This window comes from Rhizorhabdus sp. GW822-FHT03C02 (genome assembly GCF_058801765.1).
In genome coordinates, this window is record NZ_JBXANN010000012.1 from 145316 (window position 1) to 167685 (window position 22370).

Sequence of the window (22370 nt, forward strand, 5' to 3'; positions counted from 1 at the left end):
GCAGCTAATCCGCTCGCATCATGACCAGTCCCGTCCTCATCGCCCCTTCGATCCTCTCCGCCGATTTCGCCAAGCTGGGCGAGGAGATTCGCGCAATCGACGCGGCCGGCGCCGACTGGATCCATGTCGACGTGATGGACGGCCATTTCGTCCCCAACATCACAATCGGGCCGGGGGTGGTGAAGGCGCTGCGCCCGCACACGACCAAGACCTTCGACGTCCATCTGATGATCTCGCCGGTCGATGCCTTTCTCGACGATTTCGCCAATGCCGGCGCCGACATCATCACCGTCCATCCCGAGGCGGGACCGCATGTCCACCGCACGATCCAGCGGATCAAGGGGCTCGGCAAGAAGGCCGGCGTGTCGCTCAATCCGGCGACCCCGATCCAGACGCTCGACAACATCATCGACGATATCGACCTGGTGCTGGTGATGAGCGTCAATCCCGGCTTCGGCGGCCAGAGCTTCATCGAGAGTCAGCTGCGCAAGATCGAGGCGATCCGCGCGATGATCGATCGCACCGGCAAGCCGATCGATCTCGAGGTCGACGGCGGCATCGACATCAACACCGCGCCGCGCGCGATCGCCGCCGGGGCGACCGTGCTTGTCGCGGGCACCGCGACCTTCCGGGGCGGCCCCACGGCTTATGCCGCCAATATCGCCGGGCTCAAGCAGGCGGGGACCAGCATCGCGTGAGCCAAGCCGACGACGGGGTGGTGCCGGGCAAACGGCTGATCCGCGTCGAGGGCGACAAGAGCCAGTCGCTTGCCGAACGGGTGTCGAGCCGCGTCCATGCGCTGGCGTGGCGCACGCCGATCCACCGTTTCCGGCTGCGCGGTCGGCATTCGCTGCAGCTGCTCGGGGTGCCGATCGATCCGGTCGAGGGGATGGTCCGCGCCGGCGGCGCGATGCTCGACGGCCAGATCGTCTGGCGCGGCGAAAGCGTCGCGATCGCCGATTATGATTTCCGCGCGCGGACGATGTCGGCGGCGTTCAGCGATCATCTGCAAAGCTTCGCCTGGCTGCGCGATCTCGCCGCCGGCGGCCCGCGCAACCGCGTCGCACCGATCGCCGAACTGCTCGCGCGCCGCTGGGTCGACGCGTTCGGCAAGCAGCTTCACGAAGCCGCCTGGCGCCCCGACCTGTGGGGGCGGCGCATCCTGTTCTGGGGCGCGCATGCGCCGCTGATCCTGTCGTCCGACGATGGCGACTACCGGTCGCGGCTGCTCAACGCGCTCGCGCGCGGCGCCCGGCATCTCGACGCCAGCGCCGACAAGGCCGCGCCGGGCCTGCCGCGGGTGGCGGCCTGGGCGGGGGTGGTGGCCGCGGGGCTGCTGATCCCCGGCGGCGAGCATCGCCTGTCGCATGGCGAGCGCGGCCTCGAACATGCGCTCAAGGCGGCGCTGCACGACGATGGTGGCGTCGTCAGTCGCTCGCCGGTCGCCCAGATCGACCTGGTCGACCTGCTCTCGCTGCTGCGCCGCTTCTACGAGATGCGCGAACAGCGCCCGGCGACCCCGCTGACCGATGCGCTGCAGCGCGCGGTCCCGGCGTTGCTCGGCCTGACGATGGGCGACAGCGGGCTTTCGAGCTGGCAGGGCGACGCGCCGATCGACGCCGGCCGGATCGACGCGGTGGTCGCGGCGTCGGCCATGCGGGTCCGGCCGCTGCGCCAGGCGCATGACTGGGGCTATCAGCGGCTGTCGATGGGCCATAGCCGGATCATCCTCGACGCCGCGCCGCCGCCGATCTCGCGCTTCGCCAAAGGGGCCTGCGCCTCGACGCTGGCGATCGAGATGTCCGACGGGCCGTGGCGGTTGATCGTCAATTGCGGCGGCGGCGGCGGTGCCAACAATGCGCTGCAGCCTTCGCTGGCGCAGGCGCTGCGCAGCACCGCGGCGCATTCGACGCTGACTCTCGACGATTCGAATTCGACCGCGATCCATCCCGACGGCTCGATCGGCAAGGGGGTGAGCGCGGTCGAGCATGACCGGCGCGAGGGCGTTCATGGCAGCGTCATCGATGCCAGCCATGACGGCTATGTCCGGCGCTATGGTTTCGAGCATCGCCGCCATATCGCGCTGTCGCCCGACGGTCGCGAGGTCCGCGGCGAGGACATGCTGCTGCCCGAAGGCCGCAGCCGCCGTGCGAAGGAGATCGACTATGCGATCCGCTTCCACCTCGCCCCCGGGGTCGAGATTTCGGCGACCGCCGACGGAGTCGGCGCGCTGCTGCGCATCTCGGGCGGCGCGCTCTGGCGGTTCCGGGTGGTCGGCGGCGAGGTCGCGGTCGAGGACAGCCTCTGGATCGATCCGCGCGGCCGGCCGCAGCAGACCCGGCAGATCGTGATCACCGGCCCGGTCCCGGCACAGGGGATCGAGGTCAAGTGGGTGCTCACCCGTTCCAACTGATCGGGGTCAGTCGGACATCCAGACCGTATCGAACGAAGCACCGTTCCAGATCGCATACGCTTCGGACGCTTCCGGCGTTCCGAAGGCCAGCACGTCGCCACTGACATCGACATGCGGCACGCACTGTGCCGTGGCGGGTCCTGCGCCCTTGCCGCATGCGGTGCGGGAGCGGCCGGAGGGCGCCTTGGCCAGGAAGATCGGCGAAGCGTCGGCGAAATCGCTTATCTTCAACGGCCGATCCGGCCGCGCAGCGAGCAGCACGACCAGCGTGCGGCGTCCGCTGCCGCCATCGACCAGTCCAGCGGTATCGACCCGGCCGTCATGATCGAAATCGCCTGTCACGGGTGGAGGTGCGGCGAGCAAAGCGGTGGCGGCAAGCATGGCAAGGAAGGTCATGACCGGTCTCCTCGTTCGACGTCAGGATGAACCGGATCGACGCGGGTGGCAATTCGCGACGGCTTCGCCTAACGGGTGCGCGACTCTCGATCGCCCAGGGACCCCAGCCATGACCGACATTGCCATCAAGCGCGCGCTCCTTTCGGTATCCGACAAGAGCGGGCTGGTCGAACTCGGCCAGGCGCTGGCGGCCAAGGGGGTCGAACTGGTGTCGACCGGCGGCACCGCCAAGGCGCTGCGCGAGGCCGGGCTCACCGTCCGCGACGTGTCCGACCTGACCGGCTTTCCCGAGATGATGGACGGCCGCGTCAAGACGCTTCACCCGATGGTCCATGGCGGGCTGCTCGCGGTGCGCGACGATGCCGCCCATGCCCAGGCGATGGCCGACCACGGCATCGGCGCGATCGACCTGGTGGTGGTCAATCTCTATCCCTTCGCCCAGACCGTCGCCAAGGGTGCGCCGCGCGACGAGGTCATCGAGAATATCGACATCGGCGGCCCGTCGATGGTCCGCTCGGCCGCCAAGAACCACGCCTATGTCGCGATCGTCACCGATCCGGCCGACTATGCCGACATCATCGCCTCTGGCGGGGTCACCACGATCGAGCAGCGCAAGCTTTATGCCGCCAAGGCGTTCGCGGCGACCGCCCAATATGATGCGACGATCGCGTCCTGGTTCGCTCATGCCGACCAGGGCCAGTTCTTCCCCGATGCGATCTCGGTACCGATCCGCAAGGCGGCGGGCCTGCGTTATGGCGAGAATCCGCACCAGCAGGCGGCGCTCTACGTCCCTGCCGGCCCCGGCGCGCGCGGCATCGCCCAGGCGACCCAGATCCAGGGCAAGGAACTCAGCTACAATAATTACAACGACGCCGACGCCGCGCTCGAACTGGTCAGCGAATTCCGCGACGGCCCGCCGACCGTGGTCATCGTCAAGCATGCCAATCCGTGCGGGGTCGCGACCGGCGAGACCCTGATCGAGGCTTATGAAGCCGCGCTCGCCTGCGACAGCGTGTCGGCGTTCGGCGGCATCATCGCGGTCAACCGCCCGCTCGACGGCAAGACCGCCGAGGCGATCAGCGGCATCTTCACCGAGGTCGTCGCCGCCCCCGACGCCGACGACGAAGCGAAGGCGGTGTTCGCGAAGAAGAAGAATCTGCGGCTGCTGCTGACCGGCGAGTTGCCCGATCCGGCGCGGCCGGGCCTGGCGATGAAGACGATCGCCGGCGGACTGCTGCTCCAGTCGCGCGACAATGGCCGGATCGGGCCGGACGACCTCAAGGTCGTGACGAAGCGCGAGCCGACCGAGCAGGAGCTGAAGGACTGCCTGTTCGCCTGGACCGTCGCCAAGCATGTCAAGTCGAACGCGATCGTCTATGCCAGGGACAATGCCACCGCGGGTGTCGGCGCCGGCCAGATGAACCGGCTCGAATCGGCGCGGATCGCCGCCTGGAAGGCGAAGGACGCCGCGGAAAAGGCGGGCTGGAGCGAGGCGAAGACGATCGGTTCGGCGGTCGCCTCCGACGCCTTCTTCCCGTTCGCCGACGGGCTGCTCGCCGCGGTCGAGGCGGGCGCCACCGCGGTGATCCAGCCCGGCGGATCGATCCGCGACAATGAGGTGATCGCCGCCGCCGACGAGGCCGGCCTGGCGATGGTCTTCACCGGGATGCGCCACTTCCGCCATTGACCTCGACCGCCTGCAACGTGTCTGTTGCAGGCGGGAGAGTGCGATGGACGACAGCAAGAAGGCGGGTGAACCGTCCGTTACGGCGGCGATAGCGCCGACGACCGCAGGCGGCATGTTCGCCCCGCTGCGCACCCCGGTGTTCCGGCGAATCTGGCCCGCCAGCGTCCTGTCCAATTTCGGTTCGCTGATCCAGGGGGTCGGCGCCGCCTGGGCGATGACCCAGATGACCGGCGAAGCCGACATGGTCGCGCTGGTGCAGACCGCGCAGTTCCTGCCGCTGATGCTGTGCTCGGTCGCGGCGGGGGCGATCGCCGACATGTACGACCGGCGCAGGATCGCGATCTTCGCGCTGGCCGCGAACCTGATCAGCGCCAGCATCCTGACCCTGCTCGCGCTGACCCATCTGCTCAATCCGGTGCTGCTGCTCGGCTTCTGCTTCGCGATGGGGCTGGCGGGGGCGCTGTTCAGCCCCTCCTGGCAGGCGTCGGTTCGCGAACAGGTCGAACAGAAGGACCTGCCGGCGGCGATCGCGCTCAACAGCATCTCCTACAATATCGCGCGCAGTTTCGGCCCGGCGATCGGCGGGGTAGTCGTCGCGGCGGCGGGATCGGTCGCGGCCTTCGGGGTCAATGCGCTCAGCTATGCGCCGATGCTGGTGGTGATGCTGTTGTGGAAGCGCCGGGTCGAACCGTCGCGGCTGCCGCCCGAAGGGATCGGCCGCGCGATCATTTCGGGGGTGCGCTTCGTCTTCCATTCGCCGCCGCTGCGCACCGTCTGCCTGCGGATCCTGATCACGATGCTCGCCGGCTCGTCGGCCTCGGCGCTGATGCCGATGGTCGCGCGGCAGCTGCTCGGCGGCGATGCATCGGTGTTCGGCTTGATCCTCGGCGCGTTCGGGATCGGGGCGGTGATGGGCGCACTGAGCGTCGCCAAGGCGCGCACCCTGTTGTCGAACGAGAAGATCATGCTGCTGACCGCGCTGCTGATGGGGCCCGCGCTGGTCGGCGTCGGGCTCAGCCGTTCGGTCGCGCTCACCGCGGCACTGCTGGTGGTGTCGGGGGCGGTGTGGACGATGTCGGCGTCGATCTGCAACATCACCATCCAGACCTCGTCGCCGCGCTGGGTAACCGGTCGCGCGCTGGCGATCTACCAGACCGCGGTGACCGCCGGGATCGCGGTCGGCAGCTGGTTCTGGGGCGAGGTTGCGGCAGGCCAGGGCATCGGCACCGCGCTGATCATCTCCGGCATGGCGCTGGCGGCGACCGCGGTCGCCGCATTCGTGCTGCCGATGCCGCGGATCGACGACGCGATCGATCATAGCCCGCTCGAAATGGCCGACCCCGAGACCCGGCTCGATCTGACCGGCCGCAGCGGTCCGATCGTGCTGACCCTGCAATATCGGGTGCCGGTCGCCGACGCGCGCGCCTTTTACGGGATCATGCAGAAGGTGCAGAAGCTGCGCCAGAAGACCGGCGGCTATGGCTGGTCGATCGCCCGCGACATCGCCGATCCGGAGATGTGGACCGAACGCTATCACACCCCGACCTGGCTCGATTATCTGCGCCAGCGGTCGCGCGCGACCGTCGCCGAGATGGATCTGATCGCCCGCGCCCGCGCCTTTTCGACCGCGGGGCCGCCGACGGTGCGGCGCGACCTCGAACGGCCGTTCGGTTCGGTGCGCTGGACCGACGAAGCCCCCGACCATGGCGTCGTCGATACTCTGCCGATCGGCCCGCAGCCCGGCGCCGCTGGTTAGGCGGTCTTCAGCCGGAACAGGGTGCGATCCTCGCTGGTGAAGCCGAAGCGCCAGATCACCGCGCCGAAGATCAGCAGGATCAGCGGGATCCCCGCCGACAGTTCGAGCCATTCGGGCAGCCGGGTCACCAGATAGCCGAGCGCCCCGGCGGCGGCGGCGGCCCAGACCAGCGGCCAGCGCCAGCCCGACACCGGCGCCCCGAGCAGTTGGGCGAGCAGCCGCGACTTCATGATCGAGGCGATGCCGAGCGCCGCGGCCAGCGCGATCGCCGGGCCCGCTGCCTGGGTGAGGGTGGGCAAGTGCAGTTCGCGTATCGCGATCACGATCGCGAAGCTCAGCGCGATCTGGATGCCGATCATCCCCAGCGAGATCATCAGGTTGAGATGGCGCGCGACATAGATCAGCGCCGATTCGGACACCGCCGCGGTCGCGGCGACGACCTCGGCGAGCAGCAGGAAGGCGAGCGCGCCGTTGCCGCCGACGAAGTTCGGGCCGACCAGGCCCATCACCCCTTCGCCGGGAATGCCGAGCGCGAGACCGACCCCGGCCTGGGCGGCGATGATCCAGAAACCGACCTGGCGCACCTGCCTGGCGACCGCGGCCTTGTCGCCGGCTTCGAGATTGCGGGTTATCACCGGGCCGAGGATCGGATCGAAGCTGGTCTTGAGCTTCTGCGGCAGCGAGGCGACCTGCTGCGCGACATAATAGATGCCGACGATCGCCGGCGAGAAGAACAGGCCGAGGATCGCGATGTCGAGCCGGCGCGATCCCCATTCGATCGCGTCGGCGGCGGCGAGCGGCACGTTGCGGCGCGCCAGCCCGAACAGCGCGGCGGGGCGGGGGCGCCAGCCCTTGGGCCAGCCGAAGCTGCGGATCAGCGGGATGATCGACGCGACCAAGGCCGCCGCCATCGAGCAGACATAGGCGATGATCAGCCCGTCGCGCAGCGAGTAGAAGGCGAGGGCGAAGGCGGCGATGCTGATCGTCCAGGGTTCGATGATCGAGCGCGCCCGCACTGTCGCGCCGATGTCGAGCCGATAGGCGAGCGCTGCCAGCGCGATGTCGGACCAGGCCAGCGCGAAGATCGACAATGGCAGCAGCCATTCGAGCCCGTTGATGCCGCTGTTCGGGAACATCAGCTCGGGCAGCGCGCCGAGCACGGTGGCGGCGATCGCCGAGGCGACGGCGCCGACCAGCAGCGCATCCCACACGACATGGACATGCGGCCGGTCGGTCTTCGACAGCTGCGCGGCGAGCCCGCGCTTCAGCCCGAGGGTCGCGAGGGTCGCGACGAACTCGATGATGATGATCGCATAGGCGAAGCGGCCGAGCGCGTCGGCGCCGTACCAGCGGCCTGCGATGAACAGAAAGGGCAGCCGCGCGGCGAGCCGCAGCAGGAAACCCAGGAAATTGGTGCGACCGCCCTTGGCGAGCGCCTTGATGTCGTCGTCGGGCTTGGGTGGTTCCGCGCCCTCGACGGGCGCGATGTCGGGGGCAAGGCTCAATGCGCGGCGCCCCAGCTCGCACCCGTGCCGATCTCGACGCCCAGCGGAACCGACAGCGGCGCGAGCGGCGCGGCGGCACCCGCCATCACCGTGCGAATCACCGCCGATGCCGGCTCGACCTGGTCGGGGGCGAGCTCGAACACCAGTTCGTCATGGACCTGCAGCAGCATCCGGACGTCGCCGAGGCCCGCGGCGGCGAGCGCGGGATTCATCCGCAGCATCGCCCGCTTGATGATGTCGGCGCTGGTGCCCTGGATCGGCGCGTTGACCGCCTGGCGTTCGGCGGCCTGACGTTCGCCCTGCTTGGCGCTGCGGATCCACGGCAAATGGGTCTTGCGGCCGAACAGGGTGGTGGTGAACCCCTTCTCGCGAACCTCGCCCAGTGTCGCGGCGATATAATGGTTGATGCCGGGGAAGCGCGCGAAATAGCGGTCGATCATCTCCTGCGCCTCCTGGCGCGAGACTTCGAGCCGCCCGGCCAGCCCCCAGGACGAGATGCCGTAGAGGATCGAGAAATTGATCGTCTTGGCGCGGGCGCGGGTGTCGCGGGTGACCTCGCCGAACACCTCGTGCGCGGTCAGCGAATGGATGTCGTCGCCATTGGCGAAGGCGTCCTTCAGCGCGGGCACGTCGGCCATGTGCGCGGCCAGCCGCAGCTCGATCTGCGAATAGTCGGCCGACAGGATCACCTTGCCGGGTTCGGCGACGAAGGCGTCGCGGATGCGCCGGCCCATCTCGGTACGGATCGGGATGTTCTGCAGGTTGGGATCGGTCGACGACAGCCGCCCGGTCTGCGCGACCGCCATCGAGAAGCAGGTGTGGACCCGGTCGGTGGCGGGGTTGATCTGCGCCTGCAGTGCCTCGGTATAGGTCGATCGCAGCTTGGTGAGCTGGCGCCATTCGAGCACCAGCCGCGCGATCGGCTGGCCGTCGCCAGCGAGCCGTTCGAGTTCGGTGACGTCGGTCGAATAGACCCCGGTCTTGCCCTTGCGGCCGCCCTTCAGGCCCATCCGGTCGAACAGCACGTCGCCGAGCTGCTTGGGGCTGCCGATCGTGAACGGACCGCCCGCGACCTCGTGGATCTCGCCTTCGAGCCGGCTGGTCTCGCGCGCGAACTCCGCCGACAGCCGCGCCAGTTCCTCGCGATCGACGCGGATGCCGGCGCGCTCCATCTCGGCGAGCACCGGCACCAGCGGCCGGTCGACCAGCTCATAGACCCGGGTCGCCGCCTCGCTCGCCAGCCGCGGTTTCAGCAATTGCCACAGCCGCAGGGTGACGTCGGCATCCTCGGCGGCATAGTCGGTCGCCTGGCGCAGCCCGACCTTGTCGAAGGTGATCTGGCTCTTGCCGGTGCCGCACACCGATTTGAACTCGATGCAGCTATGGTCGAGATGGCGCTTGGCGAGCTCGTCCATGCCATGCCCGCCGAGGCCGGCATCGAGGTCGTAGCTGAGCAGCATCGTGTCGTCATAAGGGGTGATGTCGACCCCGTTCCGGCGCAGCACGATCAGGTCATATTTGACGTTCTGGCCGATCTTGAGGATCGACGGATCCTCGAGCAGCGGCTTGAGCTTCGCCAGCGCGAGCGCCTTGGGCAGCTGTTTCGGGGTTTCGGACAGCAGTCCGTCGCCGACATGGGCGAGCGGGATATAGCAGGCCTTGCCCGGCGCGGTGGCGAGGCTGACCCCGACCAGCTCGGCGCGGACCGCATCGACCGAATCGGTCTCGGTATCGACCGCGACATGGCCGCACGCGAACGCCGCGGCGATCCAGCGATCGAGCGCCTCCTCGTCGACGACGGTCTCATAATCCTTGTGGCTGAACGGCACTGCCTCGACCTGGCGGGGCGGGGGGGCTGCCTCGGTGCCGGTCGGCGCCAGCGCGAGCAGGGTCGGGCCGCCGGTCGACGGGCCGCCGACCTTGGCGAGCAGCGACTTGAAGCCCTGGTCCTCGAGGAATTCGCGTAGCGGCTCGGGCGGCAGGCCCTTGAGGATCAGTGCATCGAGCGGTTCGGGCAGCGGCTCGGTGCAGCGCAGCCGCACCAGTTCGCGCGACAGCCGGGCATTGTCGGCATGGTCGATCAGCGATTGCTTGAGCTTGGGCTTGGTGATCTGGTCGGTCGCGGCGAGCACTGCCTCGAGATTGCCGAACTGCTGGATCAGCTGGCTCGCGGTCTTCGGACCCACGCCGGGGACGCCGGGGACATTGTCGACGCTGTCGCCCATCAGCGCAAGCACGTCGCCGAGCTGCTCGGGGGCGACCCCGAACTTCTCCAGCACATGTTCGGCGCCGAGCCGGCGGTTGTTCATCGTGTCGAGCAGGTCGAGTCCGGGCCGGATCAGCTGCATCAGATCCTTGTCCGACGACACGATCGTCACCTGCCAGCCCTGCGCGAGCGCGGCTTCGGCATAGCAGGCGATGATGTCGTCGGCCTCGAGGCCGAGGGTTTCGATGCACGGCACCGAAAAGGCGCGGGTCGCGGTGCGGATCAGCGGGAATTGCGGGACCAGGTCCTCGGGCGGCGGCGGCCGGTGCGCCTTGTACTGGTCGTACATGTCGTTGCGGAAGGTCTTCGACGAGGCGTCGAGGATCACCGCGAGATGGGTCGGCCCGTCGGCCTCGGTCAGCTCGTTGACCAGTTTCCACAACATGGTGGTGAAGCCATAGACGGCGCCCGCGGGGATTCCGTGCCGGTTGGTGAGCGGCGGCAGGCGATGATAGGCCCGGAAGATATAGCCCGACCCGTCGACGAGATAGAGATGATTGGACGACATGCGCGCCGGGATAGCAGGGGCGAGGCGATCGGGGAACCGGCTGCGACGCTGCCGGCTGCAAAGCGGGTTCGCCCCGTTCACCGGGCGTACAGCCCGCGACCGGCCGATCCCTCGGCGCTTTCCTTTTGCCATATGAAGGCGTATGGGCGGCGCAGTTTTCGAAAACCCATAGATTCCAAGAGGCCGTTGCTTGGCAAAAGAAGAATTGCTCGAGATGCGCGGGCAGGTGGTGGAGCTGCTGCCCAACGCCATGTTCCGCGTGAAGCTGGAAAATGATCACGAGATCCTCGGCCACACCGCCGGGAAGATGCGCAAGAACCGCATCCGCGTGCTGGTCGGCGACGAAGTTCTGGTCGAACTGACGCCCTATGACCTCACCAAGGGCCGCATCACCTATCGCTTCAAATAAGCCGCGCGGCGCCATGTTCGACGCGCGCCCCCGCCTCATCCTCGCCTCGTCGTCGCCGCGCCGGCGCGAGTTGATCGCGCGGCTGGGCCTCGTCCCCGACGCGATCGACCCTGCCGATATCGACGAGAGCGAGCGCAAGGGCGAGCTCCCGCTCGCTTATGTGAAGCGCATCGCCGCCGAGAAGACGATGGTCGTCGCCGCGCGCCACCCCGGTGCGGTGATCCTCGGTGCCGACACCGTGGTCGCGGTCGGACGGCGGCTGCTGCACAAGAGCGACGACCGCGCCGAGGCGCGCGGCTTCCTGAAATTGCTGAGCGGGCGCCGCCACCGCTGCCATTCGGCGATGACCGTCGTCGACGCCGCGGGCACCGCGCGCCATCGCGTCTCGTCGAGCATCCTTGCCTTCAAGCCGCTGAGCGACGCCGAGATCGATGCCTATCTCGACGGCGACGAATGGCAGGGCAAGGCCGGCGCCTATGCGATCCAGGGCTATGCCGAAAGCTGGGTGCGGATGCTGTCGGGCAGCTATTCGGGGGTGATGGGCCTGCCCCTGTTCGAAACCCGCGCGCTGCTGAATGCTGCGGGGCTCCTTCCCTAAATGGCCGAATGGCTGTTCGAGGCCGGGATCGGCGAAAGCCGCGCCGCGCTGGTCGAGGATGGTCATATCGTCGAGGCCGAGGTCGAGCCCGATGACGAAGGCGTGCGCGCCGGAACGGTCGTCGCGGCGCGGCTGACCCGCATCCTCGTCCCCGGCCGCCGCGCGGTCGTCACCCTCGCCGATGGCGAGGAGGTGCTGATCGAACCGGTGCCGGGCGGGGTCGGCGACGGTGCGAAGCTGCTGGTCGAGATCATGCGCGCGGCGCTGCCCGAACCCGGGCGCGCCAAGCTGGCGATCGCGCGGCGCGCGGTCGACGGCGCGGTGCCGGTGGTCGGCCCGACGCTGCGTGAACGAATCGCCGCGAGCGGCCATCCGGTGACGTTGTTGCAGCAGCATGGGCCTGACCGGCTCGAGGCCGCCGGCTGGTCCGAACTGATCGAGGAGGCCGCGACCGGCCATGCCGATTTCGACGGCGGCGCGCTGCGGCTGTCGCTGACCCCGGCGATGACGCTGATCGACGTCGACGGCTGGCTGCCGTCGGCCGAACTGGCGGTCGCGGGCGCGCGGGCATCGGCGGTGATGATACGCCGGTTGGGCATCAGCGGCTCGATCGGGCTCGACCTGCCGAGCGCGGACAGCAAGGCGGGGCGGCTCGCTGCTGCCGCAGCCGTGGATGCGATCCTCCCGCAGCCGTTCGAACGGACCGCGGTCAACGGCTTCGGCTTCCTCCAGATCGTCCGGCGCCGCGCGCGGGCGTCGCTGCCCGAGCGGCTCGCGCTCGATCCGGTCGGGATGGCGGCGCGGGCGTTGCTGCGCCGCGCCGAGCGCACGCCGGGGGCCGGGCTGCGCACGCTGACCGCGGCGCCGGCGGTCGTCGCGCTGATCGAATCGCGCGCCGACTGGATCGACATGCTGGTTCGCCGGATCGGCGCGCCGGTTCGCTTGCAAGCCGCGCCTGCGCTCGCCATATCGGCCGGACATGTCACCGCCCAAAATCCCTAGATGCCCGATCTGCGGCAAGCCCGAAGTGCCCGTGCACGAACCTTTTTGCAGCCAGGGATGCCGCGACCGCGATCTGCTGCAATGGCTCGACGAAGGCTATCGCATTCCCGGCAAGCCCGCCGATCCCGACGGCAACGAGATCGATCCCGACAGCTATGACGGCTGATCGGCCGATCGCGCGGCGCTGAAAAATATTCGCACGGCGATGAAAAATATCGGCAAATGAGGGGCTGGACAGCCGCCTTCACCCGCCTCTATAGGCACGCCTCCAACGTGCCAGTGCCCAGGTAGCTCAGTTGGTAGAGCATGCGACTGAAAATCGCAGTGTCGGCGGTTCGACCCCGTCCCTGGGCACCATTTCCCCGCCGTGTGGATATCCCGAAGCTTTGACAGGCTCATGACGTTGGCCACCCGCATCGCGTGCACGATGCGGTTGCAAACTACGCCATTGCGTGGGGGGCGGACGTTTGAGAGCATATCGTCCGTGCCGACGAGTCGCGGTCGGTACGGTTGCGTGCACGAAAGGATGGGGGCATCCGAAGGAGCTTTCGCATGATCTATTCCGCACCACGTCGACTGAATCATTGTGCGCATCATCATGGCCGGGCGGGCCGGCGGATCGATTCGCCCGAGGCCCGCGGTGCGGCGCTGATGGCGGACCAGACCAAGCCGGTGTCGAAGCCGAAACCCTATCAGGCCTGACGCGATACGGGCGCTGGTTCGTCCAGTCGCCGAAGCCTGCGATCAGACCTCTTCGGGCAGCAACTCGGTATCGATCTGCGCCTGCATCGCCTGCGGATAGCGGGGGCCGGCGACCGCGCCGGGCACGAACAGCGCATCGACCGCAGCGAGGCTCTCGGGTGCGAAATCGAGGCTTGCCGCGACCAGATTCTCGTCGAGATGCGCGATGCTGCGGGTGCCGGGGATCGGCACGATGATCTCGTCGCGCGACAGCACCCAACCGAGCGCCAGCTGCGCCGGCGTCGCGCCGGCGGCTTCGGCGATCGCCGCGAATCGTTCGAACAGGCCGAGATTGTGGCGCAGGTTGGTGCCGACGAAGCGCGGCATCGCCCGGCGGATATCGCCTTCGACATAATCCTCGTCCGCGACCGCGCCCGCGAGGAAGCCGCGGCCGACCGGCGAGAAGGCGACGAAGCCGATGCCGAGTTCGCGGCAGGCGTCGAGCACCGCGACCTCGGCATTGCGCACCCAGGGCGAATATTCGGTCTGGACCGCGGCGATCGGATGGACGGCATGGGCGCGGCGGATCGTCGCCGCCGACATTTCGGACAGGCCGATCGCGCCGATCTTGCCGGCTTCCTTGGCGCGCACCAGCGCGCCGACCGAGTCCTCGATCGGCACCGCGGCGTCGAGCCGGTGGAGATAATAGAGATCGATATGGTCGGTGCCGAGCCGGCCGAGCGCGCCGTCGAGGGTGCGAGCGATCGCCGCGGGCGATCCGTCGAGCGCGCGCTTGCCGTCGATCATGTCGAGCACGCATTTGCTCGCCAGGGTGAATTCCGACCGGCGATGCATGACCGCCGATCCCAGCAGCCGCTCATTGCCGCCGCCGCCATAGAGCGCGGCGGTGTCGAGCAGCGTCACCCCCTGGTCGAGCGCATGGTTGAGCAGCTTGGCGCCCTCGTCGGCGCTCGGCGCGACGCCATAGGCGTGGCTGAGATTCATGCAGCCAAGGCCGATCGCCGAAACCGTGAAGGGGCCGATCCGGCGGGTGGGCATCGAGGTCATCGGGGGCTCCGTGGTTGGGCTATCTGTCGGGAAGGAAGCGCCGTGCCGGCTCAGACGCGGCGGTAGCGGAAATACCAGACCTCATGGCCGATGCGGCGCGCTTTGGCCTCATAGCGGGTCTCGGGCCAGTCGTCGGGGCGGACGAGGAAGTCGGTCGGGCTTTCGCCGAGCCAGGCGAAGTCGGGCGAGCGGCCCATCACCATCATCGCCCAGCGGACATAGACCGGATGATCGGTGCCGAAGCGGAATTCGCCGCCGGGCTTCATCTTGCGCGCGATCAGCCCGATCGGGCCGTCGTTCATGAAGCGCCGCTTGGCGTGGCGCGCCTTGGGCCAGGGATCGGGGTGGAGCAACCACGCACGGTCGAGCGAGGCGTCGGGCAGCCGCTCGAGCACGTCGATCGCATCGCCCATATGCAGGCGGATATTGGCGATGCCGTCCTCGTCGACCTTCATCAGCGCGCCGACCACCCCGTCGAGAAAGGGCTCACAGCCGATGAAGCCATGGGCAGGGCGCATCTGCGCTTGCGCCGCCATATGCTCGCCGCGGCCGAAACCGATCTCGAGTTCGAGCGGGCGATCGTCGCCGAACAGCGTTGGCGCGTCGAGCGGGCCCTCGAGCGGCACCTCGAGCTCGGGCAGCAGCCGCTCGACGAGGTCGGCCTGTCCCTGGCGCAGTTTATGGCCCTGGCGACGGCCATAGAGGCGGCGAATGGAAAGCGGATCGTTCATGGCCGCGCTCTTAGAACATTCTCCAGTCAGGTGGAATCATCTGACGGCTCGGAGAATGCGGAAAACAAAGGAAACCCAGAGCACTGAGCGACTCAATCTAATCGCTCAGTGCTCTGGGAGGATTCGGCGGTTTGGGAAATCGTCCGCTGCGGCTGGCGTGGGTCGGTCGATCAGCCCTTGCGGGTGAATTTATAGACCGAGGCCGGCGGCAGGTTGCGCAGCGTCCCGGCGACGCGGCGGGCGCGCAGGCCGAGTCGATCGAGCACCGGCCGCGACACCGGGCAGACCGGGCCGTAGGTGAACTGGTAGAAGGCACCTTCGGGGCGCATGAGGTCGAAACAGCCACTCAGGATCATCATCTGCTGGCGGCGCTTCATGTTGAGGATCGGCAGGCCCGATATCGTCGCGCCGGCGGGCCGCTCGTCGAACAATTGCCGGTGGCGGCGCATCCGCGCGGCGTCCATGCCGAAGATCGTTGCGCCCGGGAAGCGCTGGGCGAGGACCCCGGCGAACTCGGATTCGCTTTCGATCAGGACGAGGTCGCTCTCGCTGACCCCCTTGGCGATCAGCGCCCGGGTGAAGACCCCGGTGCCCGGCCCCAGTTCGATGATCGGGGCCATGTCCGGCCGGATCTCGGCGGTGATCAGATGGGCGAGCGTGGCGCTCGACGGTGCGATCGCGGCGACGCCCAGCGGGTCGTTGGCCCAGGCGCGCAGGAAGCGGCCGAGGTCGGTCATTCGATACGGTTCCACGCAGGCATGAGCGCGCTTTAGCGGCAAAGAAGAAGGGGCGGAAGATCGCTCCTCCGCCCCTCGCATCATTTATGTCGATTTGGTTGCACCGAACCGGTGCACCGGTCGATCGGGCCGGGATCAGGCCAGCGCCGCCTTCAGCTTGTCGGCGAGGTCGGTCTTTTCCCACGGGAAGAGATCGCCCTCGGGCTTGCGGCCGAAATGGCCATAGGCCGCGGTCTTGGCGTAGATCGGCTTGTTGAGGCCGAGATGGGTGCGGATGCCGCGCGGGGTCAGGCCGCCCAGCGCCTCGATGCTCTTGATCGCGTCCTCGATGCCGGCGTCGGTCAGGCCCTCGGCAGCGGTGCCATGGGTGTCGACGTAGAGCGACAGCGGCTCGGACACGCCGATCGCATAAGCCAGCTGGATCGTGCAGCGCTTGGCGAGACCGGCGGCGACGATGTTCTTGGCGAGATAGCGGGTGATATAGGCCGCCGAACGATCGACCTTGGTCGGATCCTTGCCCGAAAAGGCGCCGCCGCCATGCGGGGCCGCGCCGCCATAGGTGTCGACGATGATCTTGCGGCCGGTCAGACCGGCGTCGCCGTCGGGGCCGCCGATCTCGAAGCTGCCGGTCGGGTTGATGTGGTAGACGGTCTCGTCGGACAGCAGCTCGGCGGGCAGCAGGTCGGCGACGACCTGCTTCACATAAGCGTGGAGCTCGGCTTCCTTGGCGCCTTCGTCATAGCCCTTGCCATGCTGGGTCGACACCACGATTGCGGTCGCCGCGGCGGGCTTGCCGTTCTCGAAGCGCAGCGTGACCTGGCTCTTGGCGTCGGGTTCGAGGAAGGGCGCCGCGCCCGAATGGCGGTCGGCGGCCATCCGCTCGAGGATCTTGTGGCTGTAATAGAGCGTCGCCGGCATCAGGTCGGGGGTCTCGTCGCAGGCGAAACCGAACATGATGCCCTGGTCGCCGGCGCCTTCGTCCTTGTTGCCCGAGGCATCGACGCCCTGCGCGATATGCGCCGACTGGCCGTGCAGGTTGTTGTGGAAGGTGAAGCTCTTCCAGTGAAAGCCGTCCTGCTCGTAGCCGATGCGCTTCACCGTCTCGCGGACCGCCGCCTCGATCTCGTCCTGGGCGCCAGCGGCCCATTCGCCATTCTCATAGACGCCCTTGCAGCGGATTTCGCCGGCGAGCACGACCAGCTGGGTGGTGGTCAGCGTCTCGCAGGCGATGCGCGCCTCGGGGTCCTTCGACAGGAACAGATCGACGATCGCGTCCGAGATCTGGTCGGCGACCTTGTCGGGATGGCCTTCCGAAACGCTTTCGGACGTGAAGAGATAATTGCTGCGCATGGGTGTCAGAGGTCCTTCGAGAAACCGGAGGCAGTATGTACCCGCCCCTCACATATAAAGATATAAAGACTTCGTTATATCTTCCTTAGCGCGGCTTGCGCGCCACCGCAATTCCCGTCGCGGCGAGCAGCAGCGCGAACAGCATCGGCAGGAGGTTGCCGAGCCGTGCAAACAGCGTCGGCGGATGCGCCGACGGCAGGGTGGCATCGATCGCGCCGGCGGTGCGCCAGGGGATGCTCTCGAGCAGCCGGCCATCGGCGTCGATCACCGCCGAGATCCCTGTCGGGGTCGACCGGATGATCGGCATCGCCTCCTCGACCGCGCGCAGCCGCGCCTGGGCGAGATGCTGCGGCGGGCCGAACCGGCCGAACCAGGCGTCGTTCGACGGATTGAACAGGAAATCGGGTCGGTTGTTCGCATCGACCACCTGCCCCGAAAAGATGATCTCGTAGCAGATCTGCACCCCGGCCTTGCCGAAGCCCGTCACCGCGAAGCTCGCCGGGCCCTTGCCCGCCCAGAAGTCGATGTCGCCCGGCACCAGCCGTGACAGGCCGATCGCCGACAATATCGGCCGCATCGGCAGATATTCGCCGTACGGCACCAGATGCGCCTTGTCGTAGCGCGCGAGCAGGTCGCCCTTGGCATCCATCGCGAACAGGCTGTTGTGCGCGCCGATCAGATTGCCGTCCTTGTCCCATTCGAGCGCGTCGCCGCCGGTGAAGATGATGTCGTGTGGGCCGAGCAGCGCCGCGATTCGTTCGCGTGCCGCGGGCTGCAGTTCGAGATAGTCGGCGGTCGCGGCTTCGGGCCACAGCAGCAGGCGCGGCGTCGCCGGCGGCTTGCCGCCCCCCGCCTTGTTGCTCAGCGCCTTCAGCCGCGCGAAATTGCGCGCCTGCAGCTGGGTGTCCCATTTCTCGTTCTGGTTGATGTTGGGCTGGACCACGGTGATCCGCGGGCCGGCCGGCGCGGGCAGCGGGCGCAGCAGCATCGCCGACAGGATCTGGCACAGCATCGCCGCGATCAGCGCCATCGCGAAGCGGCGCCAGCGCTGGCGCTTCTCGCCGGGCAGCACCGCGATCAGCCAGATGCCGGCGAGCAGGATCACCCCGCCCGACAGGCCATAGGTGCCGATCACCCGGGTCAGGCCGACAAAGGCGGGTTCGGCCGCGCGCGCATCGACCAGCACCGCGGCGAGCGGGTTCCAGGCGAAGCCGGTAAACATCGACGCGCGCAAATATTCGGTGAGGATCCAGGTCGCGGCGAACAGCAGGATGAAGGCGTAGGGGTTGCGGTCGGGCGCGGGATCGGCGGGCATGCTGATCGTGTCGAGCGACTCGGGCGGCACGAATTTCGCGATCCGCGCGCGGCGTTCGGCCTGCAGCCGTTCGATCCGCGCGCGGATCGTCTGGATCGGGCGATCGGCGAGCCACCAGGCCAGCGCCACCGCCAGCATCGGATAGACCGCCAGATAGAGCGACAGCACCACCACCGCGATGGGGCCGAAAAATTGCGGCATCGCCTGCTGGAAGGTGAAGGCGGTGGCGATCCAGTAGAGTCCGACCGTGAAATGGCCGACGCCGAACCACCAGCCGATCGCCAGCGCGCTGCGCAGCCGCGGCGCGCGCAGCGTCAGCCACATCAGCGCGGCGATCGCCAGCAGCGTCAGCGGCCACCAGTTGAGCGGGGCGAATCCGAGCGCCGAGACAAGCCCCAGCGCGAGCGCGATGAACAGGGTCTTCAGGGGGATGCTCCGTGGCTGGGCGCGGGTTGAACGGGCGGGTGCTGTCCCCATATCGCGCTACGCACGAAGGGCGAAGGGCCGAGCGCGTCAACCTGTCACAAAAATGGTCGAAAGCCATTCTTGACAGCCATATGCGCGTCCCACATATCCCCGCTGGCACTCGTCATGGGCGAGTGCTAACAGTTTCGAGAGGTTCTGCGGGCGGCCGATCATCGCGCCGGCCTGCATTCGCATAGAGGAAAGGACAATTATGGGTTTCCGTCCGCTGCACGATCGCGTGCTCGTTCGCCGTGTCGAAGCCGAAGAGAAGACGGCTGGTGGCATCATCATCCCCGACAGCGCCAAGGAAAAGCCGCAGGAAGGCGAAGTCGTCGCCGTCGGTGGCGGTGCCAAGGCCGAAGATGGCAAGGTCACCCCGCTCGACGTCAAGGCCGGCGACAAGATCCTGTTCGGCAAATGGTCGGGCACCGAGGTCAAGATCAACGGTGAAGACCTGCTGATCATGAAGGAAAGCGACATTTTGGGGATCGTCGGCTGACAGTCGACGGAGCTCGGAATCACATCCTGAGCAACCCTCAATCACGCACCTGAATTTTCCTAACATATTCTAGAATAAGGAATTACCAACATGGCAGCGAAAGACGTCAAGTTTTCGCGCGACGCTCGTGAGCGCATCCTGCGCGGCGTCGACATCCTCGCCGACGCGGTGAAGGTCACGCTCGGGCCGAAGGGCCGCAACGTCGTCATCGACAAGTCGTTCGGCGCGCCGCGGATCACCAAGGACGGCGTCACCGTCGCCAAGGAGATCGAGCTCAAGGACAAGTTCGAGAATATGGGCGCCCAGATGGTGCGCGAAGTGGCCTCGAAGACCAACGACATCGCCGGTGACGGCACCACCACCGCGACCGTGCTCGCCCAGGCGATCGTTCGCGAGGGCATGAAGTCGGTCGCCGCCGGCATCAACCCGATGGATCTGAAGCGCGGCATCGACCTCGCGGTCGAGAAGGTCGTCGCCGATCTCAAGGCGCGCTCGAAGCCCGTCGCCGGCACCAACGAAGTCGCCCAGGTCGGCATCATCTCGGCCAATGGCGACACCGTCGTCGGCCAGAAGATCGCCGAAGCGATGGAGAAGGTCGGCAAGGAAGGCGTGATCACCGTCGAGGAAGCCAAGGGTCTCGATTTCGAGCTCGACGTCGTCGAAGGCATGCAGTTCGACCGCGGCTATCTGTCGCCTTATTTCATCACCAACCCCGACAAGATGCTCGTCGAACTCTCGGATCCGTACATCCTGATCCACGAGAAGAAGCTGTCGTCGCTCCAGGCGATGCTGCCGATCCTCGAGGCGGTCGTGCAGTCGGGTCGTCCGCTGCTGATCATCGCCGAGGACATCGAGGGTGAGGCGCTCGCGACGCTGGTCGTCAACAAGCTGCGTGGCGGCCTGAAGATCGCCGCCGTCAAGGCGCCGGGCTTCGGCGATCGCCGCAAGGCGATGCTCGAGGACATCGCGATCCTGACCGGTGGCGAGATGATCTCGGAAGATCTCGGCATCAAGCTCGAGAGCGTGACCCTGGCGATGCTCGGCACCGCCAAGCGCGTGTCGATCGACAAGGACAACACCACGATCGTCGATGGCGCCGGTTCGGGCGATGCGATCAAGGGCCGCGTCGAGGCGATCCGTCGCCAGATCGACATCACCACCAGCGACTATGACAAGGAGAAGCTCCAGGAGCGTCTTGCCAAGCTCGCCGGCGGCGTTGCCGTGATCAAGGTCGGCGGTGCGACCGAAGTCGAGGTCAAGGAGCGCAAGGACCGCGTCGACGACGCGCTGCACGCGACCCGCGCGGCCGTCGAAGAAGGCATCGTCCCCGGCGGTGGCACCGCGCTGCTGTACGCCACCAAGGCCCTTGCCGGCCTGAAGGGCGCGAACGACGACCAGACCCGCGGCATCGACATCATCCGCAAGGCGATCGAAGCGCCGATCCGTCAGATCGCGCAGAATGCCGGTCATGATGGCGCGGTCGTCTCGGGCAACCTGCTGCGCGAGAATGACGAGACCAAGGGCTTCAACGCCTCGACCGACGTCTACGAGAACCTCGTCGCCGCCGGCGTGATCGACCCGACCAAGGTCGTTCGCACCGCGCTGCAGGACGCGGCCTCGGTCGCCGGCCTGCTGATCACCACCGAAGCCGCGATCTCGGACGCTCCGTCCGACGAGAAGGCCGGTGGCGGCATGCCCGGTGGCATGGGCGGCATGGGTGGCATGGGCGGCATGGACTTCTAAGTCCGAACCCGCTCGGCATCTGCCGAACGAAAAGAGGGCCCGGGGAGCAATCCCCGGGCCCTTTTCGTTTGCGTGGGGTCGCGAGCGTCGACGACGCGCTACGCGCTACGCGCCAGTTCGCATGCTCACCCTTTGACCGCCCGCACCGGCGGTACGACATTGCAAATATCGACCCCGCCCGCCGGCCGGATGAAGAAATCATCCTTCCGATTCGCCCGCGCTTTCACCCACGCCGCGAAGATCGGCCGGTCGGTGCGCAGCAGTTCGAATCGCGGGCGTTCGGCCGCGGGCAAATCGGCGGCGATCCGCGCGCTGGCGATCACCGGCCGTGCGGCATCCTCCTTGTAGAAGCCCATATTGGCTTCGTCGCCGCGGGCCAGCGCGCTCAGCGCATCCATTCCCGCGATCACCCGGCCGACCGTGGCGATGTTGCGGTCGAGATGGCGCGGGGCATGGCCGATCACCGTGTAGAGCTCGGCGCCGGTGCCGGTATCGGGCGCCATGTTCCGGCCGACTCCGACCATGCCATAGCAATGGGTCAGCCAGACCCGGCTGCCGTCACGCGCCGCCGGCCAGCCCGCGACATGGCCGGCCTGCGCAGCATAGGCATCGCGATAGGGCAGCGCCGCGAACGGAAGACCTTTGGCCGGGCGATCATATTCGGCGGGCGGCTGTGCGACGATCCCGGCGGGCAGCGGCTTCTTCTCGGTCGCGTCGCCCCATTGGGTGACATAATTGTCCTGCACCCGGTTGATGCTGATCCCCGCGAACCAGCCGGCGCGGGTCAGCGCGCGGATATTGGCGATATGGACCGGCGCGAAGGCAGGCGCGAGCGCGATCACCACCCGCCGGCCGTTGCTCAGGTCGAGCAGCAGCAGATCCTCGGCCGGCACCACCGCCCAGTCGGCCGCGACCGCCTTGGCGACGATCGCGCCCGGCGTCACCGGGACAGGGGCGGGTGCGGGCGATGCGGCGCCGACGATCAGGGCGATCGGCAGGGCGGCGGCGAGACGGCGGGTAATGCGGGTCATAGGACGATGATGGCATGCGCGCACGCCTTGCGGAAGCGCGCCCGACGCATTAGGGAGCCAGCCTTCCAGTGCATGCGGAGCGGTGGCCGAGTGGTCGAAGGCGCTCGCCTGGAAAGTGAGTATACGTCAAAAGCGTATCGAGGGTTCGAATCCCTCCCGCTCCGCCACGCACCTCTCCACAGCGGTCCGCAAATGACCACTGGGATCGAC

Annotated in this window: 20 protein-coding genes and 2 tRNA genes; 13 read left to right on the forward strand and 9 right to left on the reverse strand. The window is 67.8% G+C overall.

The annotated features are described in order from the left end of the window. Positions 1-20: 20 nt before the first annotated feature. Both rpe and AC1RM6_RS24360 read left to right on the forward strand, forming a co-directional pair. The gene (rpe, locus tag AC1RM6_RS24355; protein ID WP_493106056.1) at positions 21-698 is read left to right on the forward strand and encodes a ribulose-phosphate 3-epimerase; all 678 of its coding nucleotides are present in this window, start codon (positions 21-23) and stop codon (positions 696-698) included. Next, positions 695-2413: a heparinase II/III family protein gene (locus tag AC1RM6_RS24360; RefSeq protein WP_493106058.1), complete on the forward strand. Its 1719-nt coding sequence runs from the start codon at positions 695-697 to the stop codon at positions 2411-2413. The genes rpe and AC1RM6_RS24360 overlap by 4 nt, the downstream gene beginning before the upstream one ends. A 6-nt stretch (positions 2414-2419) precedes the next feature. On the opposite strand, the gene AC1RM6_RS24365 is transcribed toward AC1RM6_RS24360, so the two are convergent. Next, complete coding sequence (locus tag AC1RM6_RS24365) at positions 2420-2809, reverse strand: hypothetical protein (protein WP_493106060.1); 390 nt, start codon at positions 2807-2809, stop codon at positions 2420-2422. A gap of 109 nt (positions 2810-2918) precedes the next feature. On the opposite strand from AC1RM6_RS24365, the gene purH reads away from it, so the two are divergent. Continuing rightward, entirely contained in the window at positions 2919-4496 is a 1578-nt protein-coding gene (gene purH, locus AC1RM6_RS24370) for a bifunctional phosphoribosylaminoimidazolecarboxamide formyltransferase/IMP cyclohydrolase (RefSeq protein WP_493106062.1), read from the forward strand. Between the two features lie 43 nt (positions 4497-4539). Continuing rightward, positions 4540-6252: an MFS transporter gene (locus AC1RM6_RS24375; protein ID WP_493106064.1), complete on the forward strand. Its 1713-nt coding sequence runs from the start codon at positions 4540-4542 to the stop codon at positions 6250-6252. Here the strand turns inward: AC1RM6_RS24375 and AC1RM6_RS24380 are convergent. Both AC1RM6_RS24380 and polA read right to left on the reverse strand, forming a co-directional pair. Next, a complete protein-coding gene (locus AC1RM6_RS24380) occupies positions 6249-7757 on the reverse strand; it encodes a lipopolysaccharide biosynthesis protein (protein ID WP_493106066.1) in 1509 nt (502 codons plus the stop codon). The genes AC1RM6_RS24375 and AC1RM6_RS24380 overlap by 4 nt on opposite strands. Then, the gene (gene polA, locus AC1RM6_RS24385) at positions 7754-10531 is read right to left on the reverse strand and encodes a DNA polymerase I (RefSeq protein ID WP_493106068.1); all 2778 of its coding nucleotides are present in this window, start codon (positions 10529-10531) and stop codon (positions 7754-7756) included. The genes AC1RM6_RS24380 and polA overlap by 4 nt, the downstream gene beginning before the upstream one ends. Positions 10532-10721: 190 nt before the next feature. On the opposite strand from polA, the gene infA reads away from it, so the two are divergent. The 6 genes from infA to AC1RM6_RS24415 all read left to right on the forward strand — a co-directional run bounded on the left by infA (position 10722) and on the right by AC1RM6_RS24415 (position 13242). Next, a complete protein-coding gene (gene infA, locus AC1RM6_RS24390; RefSeq protein ID WP_010162480.1) occupies positions 10722-10940 on the forward strand; it encodes a translation initiation factor IF-1 in 219 nt (72 codons plus the stop codon). 13 nt (positions 10941-10953) lie between these two features. Then, on the forward strand, positions 10954-11538 hold the full coding sequence (locus AC1RM6_RS24395; RefSeq protein ID WP_493106070.1) for a Maf family protein: 585 nt from the start codon (positions 10954-10956) through the stop codon (positions 11536-11538). Continuing rightward, positions 11539-12540, forward strand: coding sequence for a ribonuclease (locus AC1RM6_RS24400; protein ID WP_493106072.1), 1002 nt, complete (start codon positions 11539-11541; stop codon positions 12538-12540). Then, on the forward strand, positions 12518-12706 hold the full coding sequence (locus AC1RM6_RS24405; RefSeq protein ID WP_493106074.1) for a DNA gyrase inhibitor YacG: 189 nt from the start codon (positions 12518-12520) through the stop codon (positions 12704-12706). Before AC1RM6_RS24400 ends, AC1RM6_RS24405 begins: the two co-directional genes overlap by 23 nt. Before the next feature lie 115 nt (positions 12707-12821). Further along, positions 12822-12897, forward strand: a tRNA-Phe gene (locus AC1RM6_RS24410). A 195-nt stretch (positions 12898-13092) separates the two neighbouring features. After that, on the forward strand, positions 13093-13242 hold the full coding sequence (locus tag AC1RM6_RS24415; protein ID WP_493106076.1) for a hypothetical protein: 150 nt from the start codon (positions 13093-13095) through the stop codon (positions 13240-13242). Positions 13243-13284: 42 nt separating this feature from the next. Here AC1RM6_RS24415 and AC1RM6_RS24420 read toward each other — a convergent pair whose 3' ends face one another. From AC1RM6_RS24420 to lnt, 5 genes are all read right to left on the reverse strand, one after another. After that, positions 13285-14289: an aldo/keto reductase gene (locus AC1RM6_RS24420; protein ID WP_493106078.1), complete on the reverse strand. Its 1005-nt coding sequence runs from the start codon at positions 14287-14289 to the stop codon at positions 13285-13287. Positions 14290-14339: 50 nt separating this feature from the next. Next, the gene (gene trmB / locus AC1RM6_RS24425) at positions 14340-15020 is read right to left on the reverse strand and encodes a tRNA (guanine(46)-N(7))-methyltransferase TrmB (RefSeq protein ID WP_493106080.1); all 681 of its coding nucleotides are present in this window, start codon (positions 15018-15020) and stop codon (positions 14340-14342) included. 170 nt (positions 15021-15190) lie between these two features. Beyond that, the gene (locus AC1RM6_RS24430; RefSeq protein WP_493106082.1) at positions 15191-15757 is read right to left on the reverse strand and encodes a class I SAM-dependent methyltransferase; all 567 of its coding nucleotides are present in this window, start codon (positions 15755-15757) and stop codon (positions 15191-15193) included. 135 nt (positions 15758-15892) lie between these two features. Continuing rightward, the gene (gene metK, locus AC1RM6_RS24435) at positions 15893-17107 is read right to left on the reverse strand and encodes a methionine adenosyltransferase (RefSeq protein WP_493106084.1); all 1215 of its coding nucleotides are present in this window, start codon (positions 17105-17107) and stop codon (positions 15893-15895) included. Between the two features lie 85 nt (positions 17108-17192). Continuing rightward, complete coding sequence (gene lnt, locus AC1RM6_RS24440) at positions 17193-18899, reverse strand: apolipoprotein N-acyltransferase (RefSeq protein WP_493106086.1); 1707 nt, start codon at positions 18897-18899, stop codon at positions 17193-17195. A 199-nt stretch (positions 18900-19098) separates the two neighbouring features. Between lnt and groES the strand changes: the two genes are divergently transcribed. Next, positions 19099-19386, forward strand: a complete 288-nt coding sequence (gene groES, locus AC1RM6_RS24445) for a co-chaperone GroES (RefSeq protein ID WP_493106088.1) — start codon at positions 19099-19101, stop codon at positions 19384-19386. 90 nt (positions 19387-19476) lie between these two features. Further along, positions 19477-21129 carry a chaperonin GroEL gene (gene groL, locus AC1RM6_RS24450; RefSeq protein ID WP_493106090.1) on the forward strand — a complete coding sequence of 551 codons (1653 nt, stop codon included), beginning with the start codon at positions 19477-19479 and terminating at the stop codon, positions 21127-21129. A 125-nt stretch (positions 21130-21254) separates the two neighbouring features. On the opposite strand, the gene AC1RM6_RS24455 is transcribed toward groL, so the two are convergent. Beyond that, a complete protein-coding gene (locus tag AC1RM6_RS24455) occupies positions 21255-22160 on the reverse strand; it encodes a peptidylprolyl isomerase (protein ID WP_493106092.1) in 906 nt (301 codons plus the stop codon). Between the two features lie 76 nt (positions 22161-22236). On the opposite strand from AC1RM6_RS24455, the gene AC1RM6_RS24460 reads away from it, so the two are divergent. After that, positions 22237-22327, forward strand: a tRNA-Ser gene (locus AC1RM6_RS24460). The last annotated feature ends 43 nt before the right edge of the window (positions 22328-22370 follow it).